Source organism: Thiomicrorhabdus sp. Milos-T2 (assembly GCF_000702325.1).
Taxonomy (GTDB): Bacteria; Pseudomonadota; Gammaproteobacteria; order Thiomicrospirales; family Thiomicrospiraceae; genus Thiomicrorhabdus.
In genome coordinates, this window is record NZ_KL370891.1 from 2,080,250 (window position 1) to 2,102,150 (window position 21,901).

Below are 21,901 nucleotides of genomic sequence, written 5' to 3' on the forward strand. Positions count from 1 at the left end.
AGGAGTCTTGTCCTGCCTAAGATACCGTTCAGTTTATAGTGTGTGGGGATAAAGGTCTTAATCTGATAACCTGGATCACTCTGGGTGTCATTGGCCTGGTAGCAAGATCTCTTTATCCCTTTACTAAGCGTCCTTAATAAATTCTCCACTTCTGGAGAACACTTTCAACATATAAGGCCTGGTAGATTTATTAAGAGACCTTTTCACGAGATAGGTGCGAAAGAAAAATGAGGTAAAATTTGCCTGATTGCGGCGGAAAACGCAGGGAATAGCTAGCTATTCGCAAGTTTTTCAACAAAAATCAGGTGAATTTTAACCATTTTTACTCGTACATACTCTCGTGCAAAGGTCTCATTAAGCCATTACTGACACTTAATAATTTTGGGTATCCATATTTTGTGATTGATTATCCAGTATTGTAAAAATTAACCACGAAGACACAGAGGCATGAAGATAAAAAAATAAATAAAAGCGATTAGAAAATCATAGCCTAACAATATTAACTCATGCCTATAAGCTCTGCATTTGTAAAGTTTAAAAGCGATTAATTTATTACGTTTAGTTTGGTTATTCGTTAAATTTAAGCTAGTATTAAATATTAGAAATCTTCGTGCTTTCGTGTGTTCGTGGTTAAAAGATTTATTTAATCAATCATAAAATACATATACCCATAATTTTATCCTTTATTGATATCTACTCCACAATCCTTGATCTTTATTCTAAAATAGGCTCTCAGCTTATTTTTAAAAGGACGTTTTTGTGAAGTATCAAGGAATTCAAAATTTTGCACATGGCTCAGAGAGCGCCACAGGTGTTTTACTGACCAACCTTGGTACTCCAGATGCCCCAACTAAAGAGGCGTTAAAACCTTATTTAAAAGAGTTTTTAATGGACCCTCGAGTGGTTGAGCCCCCTCCTGCACGTTGGTTATGGCGTTTAATTTTAAATGGCATTATTCTTAATACCAGGCCTGCTAAGTCTGCTGAGGCTTATGCCACGGTTTGGAATAGTGAGGGTGAAGGCGCACCGCTATTAAATATTGCGCAACGCCAAGTGGATGCCGTGTCCGAGAGAGTAAAACCTCATTTTACAGGTCGTGTCGAGTTTGCTTTAGGTATGCGTTACGGTAACCCTTCTATTGCAAGCGCATTAAAAGAGTTGCAAGATAAAGGTTGCCAACGCATTGTGGTTTTACCGTTATACCCACAATATGCCGCTGCAACCACAGCATCAACATTTGATGCTGTCTCAGCTGAGCTTCAAACTTGGCGCTGGTTACCCGAATTACGATTTATTAATAAATACCACCGCCATCCTGGCTATATTAAAGCCTTAGCAAATAGCATAAGAGAACACCAAGCTATTCACGGTAAGCCACAGCTATTAGTGATGTCTTATCATGGTGTGCCGCAACGTTATTTAGATAATGGCGACCCTTATCATTGCGAATGTCATGTTACCTCTCGTTTAGTCGCTGAAGAGCTAGGATTATCTAAAGAAGAATACAAGGTGACCTTTCAATCTCTGTTTGGTAAAGAAGAGTGGATTAAGCCTTATACCGATGCCACAATGAAAGCCTTGCCTGGTGATAGCATTAAAGATATTCAGGTCATTTGCCCTGGTTTTTCAGCAGACTGTTTAGAAACCATTGAAGAAATTGGTGAAGAAAATCGTGAATATTTTGAAGAAGCTGGTGGCGAAAAGTTTAGCTACATTACCTGTTTAAATGACCGAGCTGACCATGCGAATGCATTAGCAAGCTTAGTTTTACAGCACACTCAAGGCTGGTATGAACGTGATGAATTTAATGCTGAAGATGATCAAAACGAGCGTAAAACAGTAAAAGAAAATGCGAAAGCAATGGGCTGCCCTTTTTAAATGACCCTATAAAGCCCCTATAAAGGCTCTTAAAGACTCTGTAAATTAAGCTGTTTAGAGCAAATGCCTACCACCATTTAATTGCAGGCTAGTGCCCGTAGTGTATGGGCTATTCATTAAATACTGTACTGCTTGCCAAACCACTTCATAACCCGGTTCTATCGGCAAAGCAGCCTGCGCTAAACGCTTATGTTTATAGTCCTCGTCATCTCCTTGATTAAATTTAATTAACGCCGGGGCAATATCATTAACTTTTATTTCTGGAGCAAACTTTTTAGCAAACCCCATACTTAAATTTTGTAAGGCCGCCTTACTCGATAAGTAAGCAATATGAGTCTCTTGCACCTTGTTTACGCTGTAATCTGATAAAGAAATAATATCTTTTAAAGGGCTGCTTGAAGCTTGTAAAAGAGGCTGTAAAAGTTGATTAAGATAGTTAGGCGTTTCTACATGCACTTTAAATAGTTCTGCATATTTTTCAGAAAGGGGTGGCGCCTGTTCATCATTAAGCCAGAGTGATGCATTATGAATCATTAATCTTAAGCTTTTACAATGCGTCTTAACCTGTTCTACCAGGCCTGGTAACTCTGTTAAATCATTAAAGTCGGCTTGAATACCAATCGCACCCAATGCAATCAATTCATCCACTTCAGCACGGTGACTACGATAGGTAAAAACAATCGGAAAATCGGTATTGTGTATAAACTGACGAACTAAAAAAGCCCCTATTCTCTGCCCAGCTCCGGTAATGAATACGGCATCTTCATATTTATTGGTCATTTTAAACATCCTTGAATTCGCATATTAAGTGCAGCTTCATTTTTGCAGTTATTTTTACATCTCATAACTTGTACAATTAAATACCCTATACCGTTTGTTATTCTTCTTAAGGGCACACTCACAACTTTTCCTTACCCTGCATTAAAGCTTTTAATATTATATAATACTAAGTTATCAAAATATTTTTGCATATCAATGCATATCAAACTAAACCTAGAGAAACAGAATAAATGAAAAATCGTACATTCGATGTTGTGATTGTTGGCGGCGGAATTTCCGGAAGTGCCCTAACCTATATGCTTTCAAAGTATACCAATGTCGGTTCTGTTGCCATGTTAGAAAAATACGGTTCTTTAGCACCGTTAAATTCACATGCACGCTCTAATAGCCAAACCTTACACTGCGGTGATATTGAAACTAACTACACGCTTGAAAAGGCTAAATTAGTTAAACAGCAAGCCAATATGATTGTGCACTATGCTGACCAAGTTGAAAAAAATGACTTCCTGTACAAGTTTCCCAAAATGATTCTAGCCGTCGGTGACGAAGAGTGTGAAAGACTTGAAAAACGTCATCATGAATTTGCCGAAGGCTTTCCCTATATGGAACTTTGGGATGCTGAACGTATTGTGGAAGTAGAACCTGCGGTAGCTTTAATTGATGGTAAACCGCGTCCAGAAAAAATTATTGCTTCTGGCTGTACCGATGAATATTCAGCGGTAAATTACGGCAATCTATCAAAATCTTTCATTAATAGCGCTCGTAACAGCAATACAGAAATTAATGTCTCTCTAAGTTGTGAAGTTGAAAAAATTGCAAAGTTTGATGACCACTATGAACTAACCACTCCTCAAGGGACGTTTTTAGCTAAATTTGTAGTGGTTTCTGCAGGGGCTCACAGTTTATTACTGGCTAACCAACTTGGGCACGGTATGGATATGTCTATATTACCGATGGGCGGAAGTTTTTATTACGTCCCTAAAATGCTAAACGGTAAAGTTTACACTATGCAAAATGACAAACTCCCTTTTGCCGCTTTGCATGGTGATCCTGACTTAATTGAACTTAACAAAACTCGCTTAGGGCCAACGGCTTTAGTTCTGCCTAAATTAGAGCGTTATACCGGTGGGACTTATTGGGATTTCTGGAAGAGCTTAAAGCTAGATTTTAAAGTGATTAAAGTATTCTGGGACTTAATGAAAGACAGCACGATTCGTAACTATATCTTTAGAAATTTTATGTTTGAAGTTCCTAAACTACGTCAAAAACTGTTTGCTAAAGATGCCAGTAAAATTATTCCAAGCTTAAAGCCAGAAGATTTAGAGTACGCGCAAGGAATTGGTGGTTTACGCCCTCAAGTTATTGATAAAACTACCATGGAGCTTAAACTAGGTGAAGCGAGCATTGTGCCTGAAAATGAGAACCTAATCTTTAATATGACCCCTTCTCCAGGGGCAACGACTTGTTTAGGAAATGCTTATCGTGATGCACAAATTATTGCAGAAGGTTTAGGTATTGAGCTTGATAGAGATGCGGTTGTTAACGACTTACTTGGCGGCACTGATATTCCACGTTCAGCTTAAATAATTCAACTTAAATAGTTCAACTTAAATAATTAACCCATTCGACTCGAAACCATGACAAAAAATCCACTTCCTGTTCACCTTGTGACTGGCCTGCTAGGAAGTGGTAAAACCACCTGTTTAAAACACCTCATTCAACAAAAACCATCTAGTGAAAACTGGTTAATTCTCATCAATGAATTTGGGGAGGTTGACATTGATGCAAGCCAACTTTCCAGCCTAGTTGCAGACAACGCCACTCAGTCACAATCCCTTAATATTCAAGCCGTATCGGGTGGTTGCATTTGCTGTACCGCTCAATTAGGTTTAGTAAACACCCTCAACCAGGTGCTAAGCCAAGCTCACCAAAGTATTAACCGAATTTGGATTGAACCAACAGGCTTAGGCCACCCTGCAAAAATTATAGATGCATTACAAAATAGCGCTTTTGTACAACCATTAGATTTACAAAAAATAAGCTGCATTATTACGCCACAACAATTAACGCCACAACGCTGGCAAAAATCGGCTGTTATGCGTGATTTAGTGCAGTTGGCCGACTGTATTATTTTAAATAAAACCGATTTAAGTAGTGAGGATGAACAATCCCAAGCATTAAAGATATTAACAGAGTGCTACCCTCCAAAAAATGAAGTCATTAAAACCCAACACAGTGCTGTAGAAATTGATTGTTTATTACAATCTCGCAAACCAAAAGGCTTAACTCTTTTATCTCAAAGCACAACGAATACTCTTCATTTTGTACATGAGGAAGAATCTAGTCACACAATACAAACAGCCAATATACAAAAAAATTACACCTCTGCCATCCCAAACACCTTACAGTGCTTTCTAAGCACCAATAAAACATTAACCCCCCTTAATATGGGATGGATTTGGGCACCTAGCGTTCAATTTAAACGCACAGAGATTAAAACCTTTTTTGAAGCTATTGCGCCAAAACTCATACGCGCCAAAGGCATTTTAAAAACAGGCAATGAATGGCAGTTAATTAATTGGAGCGAAGGTCAATTGAGTTTTGAAGACATTGCTTGGCGAGAAGATAGTCGCTTAGAATGCTTGTTTGATGATCAATATGGGGAGGCTAGTTGTACCGCTAGTTTTACAGCTAGTTTTACGGCTAATCAACTCGAAAAACAGTTAATCAAAACCATACATACTTATTGAGACCTTTGCACGAGAGTATGCACGAGTAAAAATGGTTAAAATTTGTCTGATTTTTGTTGTACCCCAAGGGCACTTCCGTTGGGCGACAACTAGCGAATAGCTAGCTATTCCCTGCGTTTTCCGCCGCAAACGAAGAACTCGACGCCCGAAGGGGTAAGTCGAGAATCAGGCAAATTTTACCTCATTTTTCTTTCGCACCTATCTCGTGCAAAGGTCTCTTATTAATCCATTTTGTTGACCCATCGATTAAGGTAAGTGACATTACTTAACCAGGTAATTTTACGACCTAAAATTCTTAAATTATTTTCCGACAGTCACACTATTAACCAAGCATTTTAGTCAATTATTTGATAAAATTTCCAGTCACTTTTAATAATTTCAGTTAGTTACAGATTTTTCGCTTAAATTAGCTTATCTCAAAACTCACTCAAAGACGAAGGAAATTGCATGACAAAGCACATGCCCGATATCGCTTGCCAGCCTCATCACGGTCCACAAGGTAAACTCAACTGGGTAGGAATGAGCGGAATAGAGCTCCCAATTCTTATTCAACAAGGTTTAGACAAACAACAAATTGTTAGACTTTCTTCTAAAGCTCAAGCTTATGTAAACTTGAATGACCCTGAAAGCAAGGGTATTCACATGTCTCGTTTATATCTGCATTTAGATCAAATGGCCAGTAATGAAGTGCTTACCCCCAATCGCGTTAAAGCTATTTTAGAAGCATTTATAGAATCGCACCAAGGGTTAAGTACTCAAGCATTTGTTGAATTTAAGTTTGACTACTATGAGCGTCGCAACTCTTTATTAAGCGACAATAGTGGTTGGAAGCACTACCCTGCGACACTACGTGGTGAAATTCGTAACGGTCAGTTTAGTTGTGAATTATCTATTGAAGTCCCTTACTCTTCAACCTGCCCATGCTCTGCGGCATTGTCACGCCAGTTAATTCAAGAAGCGTTTGAAAAGCAATTTGCCGGACAAAAAATGGATTATCAAACGATTTTAGAATGGCTAGGTACTCCAGAAGGTATTTGCGCAACGCCGCATAGCCAGCGTTCTTATGCTCAGGTAAAAGTTAAAGTCTCTGAAGCCGATGAACTAGTCTATTCAAACATTATTAACCACATTGAAAACGCTCTAAAAACCCCTGTTCAAGCAGTGGTAAAACGTGAAGATGAACAAGAATTTGCACGTTTAAATGCAGCTAATTTAATGTTTTGTGAAGATGCGAGTCGTCGTTTACAACAAGCGTTTGAAAGTAATGCTGACTACCTAGATTTCTGGATTAGAATTAATCACCTAGAAAGCCTGCATCCGCATGATGCGGTTTCTGTTGTAACTAAAGGTATTGAGAATGGCTATATTGATGATCCAAACCTAATGGATCCAATGTAATCAACCAAATGCAGTCAACCTAAGTAATCCACTTAAGCCATTACAAAGGCCATAAATACAATAAAGCCGCTTTAAGCATAATTCTTAAAGCGGCTTTTTTATATTTAAACTAACCTACCAGGCCTGGTAAGTCTTGTAGGCCTTTATTTTAAAGCTATTTCCAAGATAAATCGTTACTCAAAACAGGTTGTTTTTTACTAAGTCTCAAGAGCAAAGTAAGACAAATTAAGTTCAAATTAGAAGTAACCGTTTTGGATTTCTTTATATATCTCTCTAGCATTATTCTTAGCCGCCTGTTCAAACACAGGGCGATCTTTGTACTTTGATTGATCAACGGCTTCAGCTTCTTCAACTGTTCCGCCATTTTCTACAATTTGTTTAATCTCTTTTTGTAAATAACGAAAGTAATCATAGGTTTGTTTTTTAACCGTTTGCATATCAGTTGGCGTTCCATGACCTGGAATCACTTTAGAATCTGCGGGGATAATTTTCATCATTTTTTCAAATGAATTCATCCAGTCAAAGCTATTGGTGTAGTTGAACATAACCGGCATGCGTTCATTAAACGTTAAATCTCCTGATAAAAACAGTTTGCGGCTTGGCACATAAACACTGGTAGATGCTGGAGTATGACCAGGCCCAAAATCAATCAACTCAAAGGTCTCACCGCCACCTACATTGACGGTCATTTTACCTTCAAAGGTAGTGAATTTATCGGTAACATTTCGTGCTGAATGGGTCAGAATTTTACCAACTCGCTCACCCCACTCTTGGTATTCTCTATCAAAAGCACGATCAAAAACGTCGTTTGCTTCGGCGCTTGAATATAGATTTTTAACTCCAACATCTACCCAGTAGCTGGCACCTAGATAGGCATGCCCTTGGTTATTTTCTACGGCTAACCATTTAACCGGCTTATTGGTGATGCGTTTAATTTGCTGATGTGCACTATAGGCAATTGCCGGGTTGGCGCCGGCGTTAAAAACAAATACGCCATCTTTAAAAATAATAAATGAGATATTATTATTTAGACCAAAGTTTGATGGATTATGCCAAATTTGGCTACCGACAATGGTATATACCCCGTCAGCCACTTTTGTGGCTTTAGGCAACGGCAGCTCAGCGCCAATATAACCTTGTTTTTTAATAACGCCAGAGGCATCTTTTACATAGGCTTCCGTGGCATGAGCAGAAATATCATCACCCATTTTTTTAAGTTCTTGAGCCCAAGCTTCAAATCCCTCAACATAAAAATCTGACTGAGCATTGTCTTGCGCAGATGCATTCATGGCTAAGGTTGATAAAATTGCCGTGATTAATATTTTTTTCATGTCTTCTGTCCTCTTTGACTATTTTCTAATCATAACACCAAGATGACAAAAATCCTCATCATTAACTTCTATCCAAATAGTGAGAATTTTTATGCTCATACACATCAAAGATAGTGATGGCCATAGCAGCGATTACCGGCCCAAAAAATAGACCAATAACACCAAAATGAATTAACCCTGCAAAAGTTGATAATACCGTTATTAGCGTGTGATTAGCCACTTTTAACCCCTCTCCAGCCACACCTAAACTTTGCGTAAGACGGTTAATCATTAAGGGACGCATAATATTGTCAATAACAAACCCCGTGATGACTATCCCCCAAAATGCAATCACGACAGCGGTCAGGTATTCGCCTTGAATAAGCGCGTATATCACAATGGGAATCCACACTAAGGCTGCGCCCACAACGGGAATAAAGGAGGTCACGGCAATTGCCATACCGATAAACATACCTGGAAGCCCTAATAGCCAAGAAACAAGAGCAAATGACACCCCTTGCATAAGCGCAATACCCAAGACGCTTAAGGTTAAAACGGTAGATAATGAGGAAAAGCGATTCATAATCATTCGATCATAATAATTATCCAGTGGTGATAGCACTTTTAAATGATGAGCAATCGCATGACCATCACGATAAAAGAAAAATAGCGCAAAAACGGATAAACCAATAAAAGTAATAAATGATGAGGTCGTACCCAAAATACCTTCTAATAAAAAGACCGTTGCTTGCTGAACAAAACTTAGAATTTTTTGTGAGTTTTCCTTAAGTTGAACCAAGGCACTTTGTTGTGCACTTTCGCCAATAGGCAAGTAACTTAAAACACTTTGATTCAGCTTGGTTAAACTTTCTGCATCCTGGGCATTTAACCAGGCCTGGGCATTGCTATAGAAGCCCCCTACCTGCAAACTGACTTCAACCAATAAATAGGTAACCGGAGCAATAACGCCTACAAACACGAGCAAACTCATTGCTGAAGCGGCTGCAGTAGGCGACTGTTTACAATGCGGCAATAACATTTGATAACCCTTGTAACTCGCCGTTGCTAAAATCATGGCAAAAAACAACGCCTCTAAAAATGGCGAAAACAACCAAATGATTCCGACCAAAGCCAAAATCAATAAAATGATTAAAAAACCTTCCTCATAAGGACCATTGTCACGCATAATAAACCCCATATAGCTCACAAAAAACGTCCTTATAAACGTCGTTGATGAGCAAAACTAATAATAAAAATAATTGAGTGTACACTACCATGAATACCGATATAGCTGAAGTCATTATTCGCCCAGAAGGCTCTCTACAAATTTTATCTTATCTAGAAGCTCAACAGCTTTGTGATGCCTCGGATGTAGGTCTTAATGACATTTTAATGCGATGCGCTTTAGCGGTACTAAACACCGGTTCAGAAGCAGACAATGAATTAGCTTTGCTTGAGCGTTATCCTAACTTTTCAATTAACGTGACGGTTAAAGGTCGTGGTGTTCAACTCATTATCAAAAATGCACCACGCCATGCTTTTGTTGATAACCAATTAATTATCGCTTTAAAAGAACATCTATTTTCTGTCATACGCGACCTGGTTTATTCACGCAATGAAGTGTTATTAAGTAACCGCCTAGATTTAAATACTTCACACGGCATCACCAATGCGGTATTTCATATAGCCCGTAATGCGCAATTAATGAAACCCAATGTGTTACCCAACATTGTGGTCTGCTGGGGTGGGCACTCTATTCCCGAAGCGGAATATAACTACAGTAAACATTTAGGTTATGAACTTGGTTTGCGTAATCTAGATATTTGCACAGGTTGCGGCCCTGGCGTGATGAAAGGCCCAATGAAAGGCGCTATTTTAGGTCACGGTAAACAACGTTATAAAAATGGTCGCTATATTGGAATGACCGAACCTGGCATTATTGCCGCTGAAGCACCTAATGCATTTGTCAGTGAACTATGCATCATGCCCGACATAGAAAAACGCCTGGAAGCCTTTGTGCGTGTTGGTCATGGAATTATTATTATGCCGGGTGGCCCAGGCACAATGGAAGAACTCCTTTATCTACTAAGCATATTGCTACACCCAGCTAATAAAGAACTAACCTTACCGGTTGTATTAACCGGTAATGAAAACAGTAAAAGCTATTTTGATGGCATTATGACGTTTTTGAATTCAACGCTAGGATCAGTCGCAACCAACAAACTGAAAGTATTCGTTAACCAAACTCGAGACGTAGCAAGCTACATGAAAACCCAGATGGAAGCTGTTAGACAAGACCGCAAGAAAAGCAGTGATGCCTACTATTACAACTGGCGCTTAACCTTAGAGTTAGAGCATCAAAAACCGTTTATACCATCGCATAAAAACATGGCTAAACTGAGTCTACATAAAGACCAGCCGGTACATATTCTAGCAAGTCAATTACGAAAAGCTTTTTCAGGTATTGTGGCCGGTAATGTAAAAGCAGAAGGCATACAAGAGATTCAACGCCACGGGCCGTTTGAATTGCATGGCGACAAAAAAATCATGCAAGCAATGGATACCCTGTTAGAAAGCTTTGTTGAACAAAAACGTATGAAACTAGACACCAGCGAATACCAACCTTGTTATAAAATACACAAATAATTGGCTATTTACGCTACCACCAGGCCTGGTAAGTTTCATCAGGCAAACAGATTGAGACATGCATGACATTTGAAGAATTGGATTTAGATCCCATATTGCTTTCAGCGATTGAACAGCAAAAATACCACAAACCAACACCAGTTCAAGAGGCTGCGATTCCGATTTTATTGGAACGCCAAGATATTCTCGCTGGTGCCGCTACGGGAACAGGTAAAACCGCTGCTTTTGTTTTACCCGCACTGCAATATCTTTTAGATGAACCACAACGCAGTAATCAGCCACGAGTATTAATTCTAGCCCCCACTCGCGAACTGGCATTTCAGATTCATAAGGTCGTCAAACAACTTGGAAGCTACTGTGAGTTCCCATCTGTTATCGTGACAGGTGGGTTTAAAATGAGCCAGCAAACCGATTTACTAGACCAACCTTGTGATATTTTAGTTGCCACCCCTGGGCGTTTAGCCAAAATAATGGAAGAAGATGCGGTTGATCTGTCGCATATAGAAATGCTTATTATTGATGAAGCGGACAGAATGCTCGATATGGGGCAAGGTCCAACCGTTCGTGCATTAATTGAAGCGATTCCTGGAGACTTTCAAGCAGGATTATTCTCCGCGACCTTAAGTGGTTCTGGAATTGAAAAGTTTGCATCTGAAATTTTGGATGAACCGGAAATAGTGCAAATTGATGCCCCTAATCAAAAATCAGAACAGGTTCAACAACTGGTTTATCTCGCTAATGATAAAGCCCACAAACAAGCTTTACTGACTAGCATTTTAAAAGATGCCAGTTGCCATAGTGCCATTGTCTTCTGTAATAAAAAAGAGCGCGCTATTGAGGTTACTGATTATTTACAGTCAAAGAACCTCTCCGCTCAAGTGTTACATGGTGATTTTATTCAAGCCGTGCGCATGGAGAAAATGCAAAAATTCCAAAATGGAAAAATCAAAATACTGGTAGCAACAGACGTTGCAGCTCGTGGTTTAGATATGCTTAACATTACACATGTAATTAACTACGACATCCCTTTTAGGGGAGATATTTATATTCACCGTATAGGAAGAACCGGACGCGCCCAACAAGTTGGTGTTGCCATAAACTTGGTAGAACGTCATGATTTAGTTAACCTAGAGCGTATTGAATATCACTTACAACAAAATCTACCCGTAGAAAAGATTGCTGGACTCGAGCCAAACTTCACATTAAAAGAAGCGCTTAAAAAAGCGACTACCAAGAAAAAACCGAAGAAAACCGCTAATAAAAGTGGCGCCAAAAAAGCGGCGAAAAAGAAACGTTAAACATAACCTACCAGGCCTGGTAGGTATCTTATTTTACATAGCAGGCTTAGATCTCTTCTCTTACTGGCATCGTCGACAGATAATCAAAATAATAATGTGATAAGGCAATAACCGCTAATACCGGAATAAATAAGCCCACAACAGGTAAAGTACTCATTAGAAACAGAGCTCCAACGGCTAAGGTTGGGCTCCAATTTGTCATGTGTTTTACTTCATTAAAAAGCTTCTCTGGCAAAATCACTTGGCCAACATCTAACACCACAGAATATCTAAAAAACATAAAGCCTAATAACCAGAACCAGACAATGTTAATTAATGGAATAAAGAGCATTGGTATGGTCACAATAAAGAGCAACAGTAACAAAAAGCCATACACTAATAGTTTCCAAATCATTCCGAGCATAGTTCCGTGTCCAGAATAATCGGTATTAGGGTAATGTTTATCATGAACCGCTTTAACTAAGCTATCTGTCATAAACCCAGTAATAATCATGGCAAATATTAAAATTAAATAACTACCTAGCAACACCCCTAACACACCAGCAATCACAGCCACAACCGTGCCTAAAATCCAAATAAGAATTCCACCAATAAATGGAATCGCACCAATGCTTTGCTGTGCTTCATCTGTCCAAACCCCCACATCATGTACTACAGGGTTTTGAGTTACAAAATCACTTACTAAAAACACGCCAAACAAGCCATATCCCATTAAAGACACTAAGATAATCGCCGCCACAAATGGGACAAATAAACGCCATAAAATAGCGGGTTCTTTTAAATCAGAAAGGGTTTTTAATAATAAATCAAACATGTTTTGCCTTTAGCTTGTTCTTTAGCTTGTTCTTTAGCTCGTTATTAAGACATTAGGACGCTTCTATTGAAAATAGCTTCTTTATGAGACCTTTGCACCCAAGGGCATAAACACGAGATAGGTGCGAAAGAAAAATAGGCGTGAGTACCCCTTGAGGGTAAAAAATTTGCCTGATTCTCGACTTACCCCTTCGGGCGTCGAGTTCCTCGTTTGCGGCGGAAAACGCAAGGAATAGCTAGCTATTCGCAAGTTGTCGCCCAACGGAAGTGCCCTTGGGGTACAACAAAAATCAGGTGAATTTTTACCCTCAAGGGGCACCTAGAACCATTTTTACTCGTACATACTCTCGTGCAAAGGTCTCTTTATTTAATCCAAATGGTTTTTATATTGGTAAACTCGCGAATACCCTGTGCAGATAATTCACGACCGTAACCTGAATTTTTAACTCCACCAAAAGGTAATCTTGGGTCTGAAAAGCTGATGTGATTAATATAGGTTGCACCAGACTCCATCCCTCTGGCCATGGTTTCTGCTGTTGCCAAATCGTCTGTCCAAATAGAACCACCTAGACCAAACTCAACACTATTGGCTAGACCTAAAGCGTGAGCAGGTTCAGAGGCTTTAATCACGATAGCCACTGGACCAAAAAACTCTTCGTTAAACGCGGGCATATTACTCGTTACATTAGTCAAAATCGTCGGTGCGTAATAACATCCAGGACGGTCTAACTGATAACCTCCTGTCACAATCTTTGCACCCAGTTCAACAGAGGCCATAACCTGCTCATGTAACTCATCAAGCAAATCCTGACGAGCCATAGGCGCTAGGGTTGTTTCAGCATCCATCGGGTCTCCCGCTACAAACTTCGCTTCTATAGCGTTTTTGAATTGCTCAATAAAATCATCGCCAATAAATTGATCAACAATAAAACGTTTAGCCGCAATACAACTTTGCCCCATATTCTGAAAACGTCCCTGTATCGCTCCATCAATCGCTTCTTTGATATTAGCGCTTTCTAAAACAATAAAAGCATCAGATCCACCGAGTTCAAGCACGGTTTTTTTAAGTTCGGAGCCTGCGATACTTGCCACTTGACGACCTGCATGTTCACTTCCAGTTAATGCAACCCCTCTTACAGCGGGATGTCGGATAACGTTTTCAACCAAATCAGAACCAATCATTAAGTTTGAAAAAATATGATCCGGAAAACCGGCTTTACGAAAAACCTCTTCCATGGCTAAAGCGCATTGTGGAACGTTTGAGGCATGTTTTAATACAGCGACATTTCCGGCAATGAGCGTTGGCACCGCAAAACGAAAAACCTGCCAGAAAGGGTAGTTCCATGGCATAACCGCTAATATTACGCCCAATGGCAAATAGGCAACATAACTTTTAGAAGCATCGGTTTCAACAATTTCATCGGCCAAGAACTTTGATCCATTTTCAGCATAAAAATCACACAACACCGCACATTTTTCAATTTCGGCTTGTGCTTCTTTATAGGTTTTTCCCATTTCAATGGTGATTAACTCTGCCAAAGGTTCAATATCATCTCTTAGCACCTCAGCAACACGCTTCATCATTAAACAGCGGTCTTCTAATGGCGTTAGTTTTGACCAGTCTTCAAACATATACCCTGCTTGGGTTAATGAATAGTCTAATGTCTCTTCATCCCAGGTATCAAATTCAACAAGCAACTCGCCTGTTGCAGGGTTAATAGACTGCATGGTCATGGATAATTCTCCTATAAAAATATGTTCAATTTGGTATGTTTAACAATTAATTAGATGAAAAAAAAGATTAACGATGAGACCTTTGTACGAGTAGAACTCGTACAACTTTCTATGACTTACTTAGCTTGTGATAACTAGCTTGTGATAACCTGTTGCGCCCACGCATTAGCGGCCATAAAGTTAGATCCAATTTGCCCAATTTCTAGTCCATCATAGTGCAGCATTTTTAAAGTTGTATTAGCTTGTTCAATGGCAATCAATACTTTTAAAGCATCTCCCATAGGCCCGACTTTATTAATTAACGCTTCATTTAATTCTTCAGCCAAAGGCATTTCAGAGACAATTTCAGCAATCGGCATTCTAAAAAATGCGCCTAAAGTTGAAAATAACCCGACTAAGAAGAAACTGTCTTTATCTCTCTCATGCTCTGAAGCAATGGCCAATAATTCACAAAACTTAGCTCTCATTAATGAAGTGGTTAACAGCTCTTGTGGTACTTCATCCATACTTGACAACATCAGCATATTGACCCAAAACTTTAAACGCTTTAAGCCCATATACTTTAATGCATCTGCCACACTTTCAACCCTAATCGGAATCATTGCCGCTGGGTTATTAATCGCGACTAATAACTTATGACTTAAAGCCACGTCTTGACTAATAATCATAGACAACTCTTCAAAGTCAGTATTAGGGTCATTGACCTTAGCCAAGAGTTGCAACAAGGTTAACTTATTGCCACTTAATTTTTGACCATTGATAATAATCGGATTGGTAAAGAAATAGCCCTGAAAATAGTCAAACCCAAGTTTTTTAAGGTGCTCAAACATTTCCTCCGTTTCGACTTTTTCCGCTATAACCTTAATGCCTTTTTTATGCAGTGTTTCCAGCATTGTTTTCATCGCAATTTCAGAAACAGATTCTGTGTCAATCTTTACATAATCACTAATCGTAGCCAATTTAATACTTGATTCATTATCAATAAAGTCATGCAGGGCAATTCCCGCACCTTCAGACTTTAACTCTTTTAAGTTACGTAAAACATTCACGTCTTTAGAAACATTGTTTGGAATCTCTAAAACTAATTGATTATTGCTATCAAAAACCGGTAAGTTGTCTTTATTAATAAGCTCTTTAGGAAGATGAATGAGAGCATTATGGTTACCAACAATCGATTGAAAGCCAATCTCTTCTTCGGTTTTTTTAATGAGCTCAAGTGTAGACTGCAACGTCTGCTTATTTGGGTTTAAACCTTGGTGAAACTGAAGTTCATAGGCAAAAACCTGCATATCTCTATCTAAAATAGGTTGCCTTCCAATAAACACTTCTGACATTTTTTATCCCGCTTATTTATATAGTTAAGAGACCTTTGTATCATACGGTCACAGTTAAGTTTGAGCGTTTTCGCCTTTTAATTCTACGATATTACACTAACCAAACCAAATTATGCTGTTAACGACGGTTAAATAGCAAACGGTGGCCAGGAGTAAACTCGGCAAATTCACCTTGGTGATACTTAAGTTCACCCGAAACTAGTGTGCTAATCACAGACGATTTAAATGTGTGGCCCTCCCAAGGAGACCACTGACACTTATAGAGATTATGCGCTTTATCATCAGTATGCGGTTTGTTCATATCAACCAAGACTAAATCAGCCCAATATCCTTCACGGATATAGCCACGGTCTTCTATCTGGTAGCGTATTGCCACGTTATGGGCCGTTTTTTGAACGACCGTTTCAATATCAAACACCCCTTCATGAACCATGTCTAAAAGTGCCGTCAGAGATTGCTGAACTTGAGGTAATCCCGCAGGTGCCATGAAATAACTGTTTTGTTTTTCTTCATCGGTATGCGGAGCATGGTCAGTCGCAATAATATCAATACGCCCTTCTTTTACCGCCTGTCGAATGGCATCTCGGTCAGACTGTTTTTTAATAGCAGGGTTACATTTTATATAGGTACCACGCGTTGCATAATCCTCTTCAGTAAACCATAAATGATGCACACATGCTTCGGCGGTAATCTTTTTACCTTCGACCGGGCCGGGTTCAAACAACGCCATTTCCTCTGCCGTCGTTAAATGCAATACATGCAAATCAGCTCCAGTCTCTTTCGCCAATTCAATCGCAAAAGATGAAGATTTATAACATGCTTCTCGGCAGCGAATTTCTGGATGAGCTGACATTGGAATGTCTTCACCGTACTCTTCTCTATATTTATCCTCTTGCGCTTTAATCATCGGCGTATCTTCACAATGAGTGGTAATCAAAGTTGGGCTGTAGGTAAAAATATCACGCAAAGCTTGCTCTCTATCCACTAACATATTACCAGTAGACGCCCCCATAAAAACCTTTACGCCGCAGACTGTATTTGGATTCACTTGCTTAAGTTCTTCTAAATTGTCATTGGTTGCACCAAAATAAAAAGAGAAGTTAGTCCAGGCTTTTTCAGACCCTATTTGGTATTTAGCTTCTAAGTTTTCAATTGTTGTGGTGGTTGGTTTTACATTTGGCATATCCATAAAGGTGGTGGTTCCACCTGCGACTGCAGCTTTAGACTCAGTGGCAATATCCCCTTTAGACGTTAACCCTGGATCACGAAAGTGCACTTGGTCATCAATCATTCCAGGAAGTAACGTTAAACCTTTAGCATCAATGACCTGATCAGCTTGCTCATCAATCTTAGCTGCAACTTTAATAATGCGTCCGTCCGCGATTAACACATCTCCTACCGACTTGGACCCTTCGTTAACCATTGTAGCTTGAGAAATTAATATTCGTTTGAGCTTAGCCTGAGACATAGATAAATTCCTTTAACAGTGCATTTTGTTGATAGAGAGCATTAATTTGCTATTTTAGCTTGAATCAAGCCAATATTTTGAGATGTTTTCAACTCATAAAACATTTATACCAAAAAGATTAACACTCTCATTTCAAAATCTTTAAAATCATTAAATTAGATATTTAAATGAGCTTATTTTATATACAATGACCGTTATGCCATACACTTTTCATAAATTAGCCTCCAGAGCTAGCAACTACTATCGTTATTGTCTAATAATATCGCTATCATTCGGCTTAAGTTTTTCCGCTTACGGGGCACAGCCTATAGAGTTTAAGGGCAACAAAAGCCTTCCTGTTTGCGTCTATATTGCTAGTTACGCACCAGGTTATAGTTGGCAAGATGGCATTCAACAAGGCTTAACCAATACCCTCAAAAGCCATTGTAAAATTAAAACCTTTTTTATGAATAGTAAGAAAGTAACGAATAAGGTTGACTTAAAAAATATAGGCTTAGAGGCCAAAAAATTTATTGAAACACAATCTCCCAAGGTGGTTATTGTTTCAGATGATAATGCGGTTAGATATGTATTAGAACCTTACTATAAAGATAGCGCTATTCCTTTTGTTTTTTGTGGTGTAAATCATTCTGGAGCTCATTATGGGCTACCTTATAAAAACACCACTGGAATGGTTGAAAAAAACCCTACCGAAAGTCTTTTTAAACTGTTATTCAGCATTCAACCCTCCAAAACGCATATCGCATTTTTAACAACACAGGGAACTTCCGCCGCAAAAGACATTGCTAACTTTAACCAATTTAAACAAAAATGGTCTATTGAAGGCTCAACCTTTGCCATCAAAACAGAGCAAGAGTGGCGCCGTGTATACAAACAACTTCAAGAAGACCCTAATGTGGATATTATCCTTTTTTCAAATCGAGCAGCACTCAAAACTTGGGACCATAATAAGAATTTAGAATGGATTAAAACACATAACCATAAAATCTCAGTGACCACGCAAGACTTTATGATGCCGTATGTCGCCTTAGGAATGAACAAAATCGCAAGTGAACAGGGAACCTGGTCTGGAGAAGCCGCTATCGCTATTTTAAATGGCGTTGCTCCTGGTAAAATATCCGTCGTTCCAAATCAAAACTTCCAGTTATGGATTAATCCGGAGATTGCTAAACCATTTAAAAAGCTATTACCAGAGAATACTTTCTCGCACGCTCTTATCTATGATTCATTGGGCAATAAATGAACGCTATATCAAGACCTGCCTCTCCCAAAATTAAAAAAAGCCAAACACTGGCAATGGTAGCTATAGGATTAATTTGGCTTATTGCGCTGGGTGTTTTCAATATTTCTTCGCAATTTAACAGCGAAAAAAACATTATTCAAAACAAAGCCCAAGCGATTACCCAAAACTTACAAATTGAACAAAAACGCACCGAAACATTGCTAAGTGGGCTTTCGGAATTTTATACATCCCAAACCGTTAAATCGTTTCCCGCCTTTAGAGAATTTGCATTAGGTATACAAAAAAACGGTGAGAGTCAGAGTCACCATATTATTGGATTAGCGGAGCTTATTTCACGAAAACGCCAAACTGAGATTGAGAAAGAACAATACAACATGGGCTATGAATCTTTTAAGATTTCAAACTCTCACCTTTTTTCTGAAGAAACTAAAAATGAGAAGTATGGTTTTTTAGCCGTCACATCGATTATTCCGCTTACACCAGCAAACTCAGTTTATTTATCAGAGGATTTATTCAGTATTCCTCAAATCATAAACAGTTTTACTGAAGCTGTAAAAAGTAATAAACCTAAAAGCCTGCTCTTAAACCGAATAAGTGATAAAAAACTTTATAAAATGAGCTTTGTTCCAATTTATTTAAATTCTCCAGCCCAGCTGACGCATGTCCAACGACTTAAACAAACTCGCGGTATCGTTTTTATTTTACAGCCCGCGTTAACCAACCTAAAAGAAGAAATTAATCATTTTTTCAACTTTGATAACTTAAGTTATTCAATGGTTGAAACCCAACAGAACAGTTTTAACATTTTGTTAAACAATCAGCACCATAAAACCCCTATTGACGATTTGCTTAACTTAAAAACCCAATTTAGATTACCCATTTTACCCGGTGTTTCAACACCCAATATTAATGTAATTCAGAGCTGGTATATCAGCCAAATCAATTTATCTGAATTGATTAAAACGCTAACCATAGGGTTAATGGCTTATATATTAGTAACCCTAATTATTCTGTTTTTTATTACCTATACACAAAATTTAAGACAACTTAAAACTCGTCTATTTCAGCTATTAGAAACTTCGCAAGATGCGGTCATCATTACCGATGAAAATGGTTATATTCTTGACTGGAACCCTGAAGCCGAAAAACTATTTGGTTACACCAAAGAGGAAGCTTTAAATCAATGCATAGTAATATTAATCTTTGACTTAGACACGTATCTTCCAGAAGGTAAGAAGTTGAGGGACCAAGAACCTTTAGTTGAGATATTTTACGCAGCATTAGAACTTGCACAGGCTGAAGACAAACCTAATCGAACTGAAATCAATCTATTAAATAGGGATCACTCAAAAATAACATCCGAGTTAACCGTCTCAAAAATGGAAGTCAATCATAAAATTGAAATTAGCTTATTTATTAAAGACATCTCCTATCAGCGCCAAGCAGAAGAAGCCATTGCCAAAATGGCCTATTATGATGCGTTAACCGAACTTGAAAACCGCACTTTCTTTAAACAAGCGGTAGAAAAACATATTATAGATAAACCTGATGAAACGATTGCTCTGTTATTCATGGATTTAGATGGGTTTAAAGAAGTCAATGACTCTTTAGGCCACAGCGTTGGAGATGAGCTGTTAAAAGTTATTGCAAAACGAATTCAAAGCACCTTACGCAGCCATCAAACCATACTGCATATTTGCCGATTTGGTGGTGATGAGTTTGTGGTTATGCTTAGCCAAGTTGACGAAAACGCTGCCTCGCAAATTTCTTTAAGATTACTTAACCAAATTGAACGTACGATTAAAATTGATAATGATGAGCTCCGCGTATCAGCAAGTATCGGTCTTGCTTTTTATCCTGATCATGGAAATGATATAGACACCCTATTACGGCATGCTGATACCGCCATGTACCATTCCAAAAACGTTGGAAAAAACACCTACTCCATTTACCACCAATCAATGGAAAAAGATTTAGCTGAACGCATTTCAATTGAAAAGCACTTAAGAACAGCAATTCAAAACAATGAATTTACACTGGTATATCAACCACAAGTCAACTTACAATCTGGCGAAGTTATTGGTGTAGAAGCCTTAATCCGTTGGAACAATGCTACCTTAGGCTTTGTTCCGCCAGATAAATTCATTCCCATTGCTGAAGAAAGCAATTTAATTTTATCAATAGGTGAATGGGTTGCGCAGCAGAGTATAGAACAGCTTAATCTTTGGAAAGACACAAAGTTTAATCAATTACATATTGCAATTAACGTTAGTAGCGTACAGTTTGAAAACCCACAATTCTTAGTCTTTATTAATGAGCTTATGCAAGAGTCTAAACTTCATAACCACTTATTAGAAATTGAGTTGACAGAACGTACCGTTATGAGTAACGCTACCGAAAATATAGACCGATTTAACGATATTCGTGCAAATGGCTTTGGGTTATCCGTGGATGATTTTGGTACAGGCTATTCCTCGTTAAGCTACCTTAAAAAATTTCCGTTGAGTGTTCTTAAAATAGATAAAAGCTTTGTTGATGGCATACCCCAAGAAGAGGAAGATATTAGTATTGCTACAGCGATACTCAATCTAGCACATAGTTTAAATATGCGAGTGGTTGCGGAAGGGGTTGAAACCTTAGAACAACTCACCTTTTTAAAAGATTTAAATTGTGATTATGCTCAAGGCTATTACATTAACCGACCTCTAGCGATTGCAGATTTAGAAACCTGGCTACAAGACAATGACTGCCAGTTCCAATATGAAGTTTTTACAGATTCTAACAATGTTCAATAATTTTCCAAACCCTTTTGCCTGGATTCTGATTGCTCTAGTGCGGTTTTATCAACTGTTTATTAGCCCGGTTATTGGACCACGTTGCCGTTTTTACCCAACCTGTTCTAGCTACACCATTGAGGCGATAAAAACCCATGGCGTGATATGCGGAAGCTGGCTAGCTATAAAACGTATTGGACGTTGCCACCCTGCAAACCCCGGAGGCGTTGACCCTGTACCCACTTGTGGTTGCAAAAAGCAATGTGAAAAAAACCAACCCGATTCCACACCACCTGATTCCAGTTCTTCGATTAACGATTAAAACTTTTTATGTAGATGAACACTCATTATTAAACCGACCAGGCCTGGTAATCCCAAAATGTCATAATAAATTCTTTTTTCTAACCCACATTTTTACTCTAAACAAGCTAAAATAAAAAGCTGTATTTGTACGATGAAAGTCTTACAAGGTAGG

The 21,901-nt window shown here is 38.7% G+C and carries 16 protein-coding genes; 9 read left to right on the forward strand and 7 right to left on the reverse strand.

Going from position 1 to position 21,901, the window contains the following annotated elements; genetic code table 11:
• The first annotated feature begins 759 nt into the window (after positions 1-759).
• On the forward strand, positions 760-1,878 hold the full coding sequence (gene hemH / locus BS34_RS0109420; RefSeq protein WP_029408273.1) for a ferrochelatase: 1,119 nt from the start codon (positions 760-762) through the stop codon (positions 1,876-1,878).
• A gap of 54 nt (positions 1,879-1,932) precedes the next feature.
• Here the strand turns inward: hemH and folM are convergent, their stop codons facing one another.
• Positions 1,933-2,658, reverse strand: coding sequence for a dihydromonapterin reductase (gene folM / locus BS34_RS0109425; RefSeq protein ID WP_029408274.1), 726 nt, complete (start codon positions 2,656-2,658; stop codon positions 1,933-1,935).
• 230 nt (positions 2,659-2,888) lie between these two features.
• Between folM and BS34_RS0109430 the strand changes: the two genes are divergently transcribed.
• From BS34_RS0109430 to folE2, 3 genes are all read left to right on the forward strand, one after another.
• Entirely contained in the window at positions 2,889-4,241 is a 1,353-nt protein-coding gene (locus BS34_RS0109430; RefSeq protein ID WP_029408275.1) for an FAD-dependent oxidoreductase, read from the forward strand.
• A gap of 54 nt (positions 4,242-4,295) precedes the next feature.
• On the forward strand, positions 4,296-5,408 hold the full coding sequence (locus tag BS34_RS0109435) for a CobW family GTP-binding protein (RefSeq protein ID WP_029408276.1): 1,113 nt from the start codon (positions 4,296-4,298) through the stop codon (positions 5,406-5,408).
• Between the two features lie 447 nt (positions 5,409-5,855).
• On the forward strand, positions 5,856-6,806 hold the full coding sequence (gene folE2, locus BS34_RS0109440; protein ID WP_029408277.1) for a GTP cyclohydrolase FolE2: 951 nt from the start codon (positions 5,856-5,858) through the stop codon (positions 6,804-6,806).
• 236 nt (positions 6,807-7,042) lie between these two features.
• Here folE2 and BS34_RS0109445 read toward each other — a convergent pair whose 3' ends face one another.
• Together BS34_RS0109445 and BS34_RS0109450 are read right to left on the reverse strand one after the other, a co-directional pair.
• A complete protein-coding gene (locus BS34_RS0109445; protein ID WP_029408278.1) occupies positions 7,043-8,137 on the reverse strand; it encodes an MBL fold metallo-hydrolase in 1,095 nt (364 codons plus the stop codon).
• 61 nt (positions 8,138-8,198) lie between these two features.
• Entirely contained in the window at positions 8,199-9,314 is a 1,116-nt protein-coding gene (locus tag BS34_RS0109450; protein ID WP_233993202.1) for an AI-2E family transporter, read from the reverse strand.
• A gap of 77 nt (positions 9,315-9,391) precedes the next feature.
• Here BS34_RS0109450 and ppnN point away from each other — a divergent pair, with 77 nt between their 5' ends.
• Entirely contained in the window at positions 9,392-10,762 is a 1,371-nt protein-coding gene (gene ppnN, locus BS34_RS0109455; protein WP_029408280.1) for a nucleotide 5'-monophosphate nucleosidase PpnN, read from the forward strand.
• 62 nt (positions 10,763-10,824) lie between these two features.
• The gene (locus BS34_RS0109460) at positions 10,825-12,060 is read left to right on the forward strand and encodes a DEAD/DEAH box helicase (RefSeq protein ID WP_029408281.1); all 1,236 of its coding nucleotides are present in this window, start codon (positions 10,825-10,827) and stop codon (positions 12,058-12,060) included.
• A gap of 46 nt (positions 12,061-12,106) precedes the next feature.
• Here BS34_RS0109460 and BS34_RS0109465 read toward each other — a convergent pair whose 3' ends face one another.
• The 4 genes from BS34_RS0109465 to BS34_RS0109480 form a co-directional block, all read right to left on the reverse strand.
• Positions 12,107-12,874, reverse strand: coding sequence for an EI24 domain-containing protein (locus BS34_RS0109465; RefSeq protein ID WP_029408282.1), 768 nt, complete (start codon positions 12,872-12,874; stop codon positions 12,107-12,109).
• A 362-nt stretch (positions 12,875-13,236) separates the two neighbouring features.
• Positions 13,237-14,607 carry an NAD-dependent succinate-semialdehyde dehydrogenase gene (locus tag BS34_RS0109470; protein WP_029408283.1) on the reverse strand — a complete coding sequence of 457 codons (1,371 nt, stop codon included), beginning with the start codon at positions 14,605-14,607 and terminating at the stop codon, positions 13,237-13,239.
• Between the two features lie 134 nt (positions 14,608-14,741).
• The gene (locus BS34_RS0109475) at positions 14,742-15,941 is read right to left on the reverse strand and encodes an EAL and HDOD domain-containing protein (protein ID WP_029408284.1); all 1,200 of its coding nucleotides are present in this window, start codon (positions 15,939-15,941) and stop codon (positions 14,742-14,744) included.
• A 118-nt stretch (positions 15,942-16,059) separates the two neighbouring features.
• A complete protein-coding gene (locus BS34_RS0109480) occupies positions 16,060-17,409 on the reverse strand; it encodes a dihydroorotase (RefSeq protein WP_029408285.1) in 1,350 nt (449 codons plus the stop codon).
• Between the two features lie 196 nt (positions 17,410-17,605).
• Here BS34_RS0109480 and BS34_RS0109485 point away from each other — a divergent pair, with 196 nt between their 5' ends.
• From BS34_RS0109485 to yidD, 3 genes are read left to right on the forward strand one after another with little or no spacing between them, the layout of a single operon-like run.
• Entirely contained in the window at positions 17,606-18,652 is a 1,047-nt protein-coding gene (locus tag BS34_RS0109485; RefSeq protein WP_158661001.1) for an ABC transporter substrate-binding protein, read from the forward strand.
• Positions 18,649-21,447, forward strand: a complete 2,799-nt coding sequence (locus tag BS34_RS12680; protein ID WP_051640783.1) for a putative bifunctional diguanylate cyclase/phosphodiesterase — start codon at positions 18,649-18,651, stop codon at positions 21,445-21,447. Before BS34_RS0109485 ends, BS34_RS12680 begins: the two co-directional genes overlap by 4 nt.
• Positions 21,437-21,748 (forward strand): membrane protein insertion efficiency factor YidD, encoded by a 312-nt coding sequence (yidD, locus tag BS34_RS0109495; RefSeq protein WP_029408288.1) that lies wholly within the window; start codon positions 21,437-21,439, stop codon positions 21,746-21,748. Before BS34_RS12680 ends, yidD begins: the two co-directional genes overlap by 11 nt.
• Positions 21,749-21,901 lie beyond the last annotated feature (153 nt).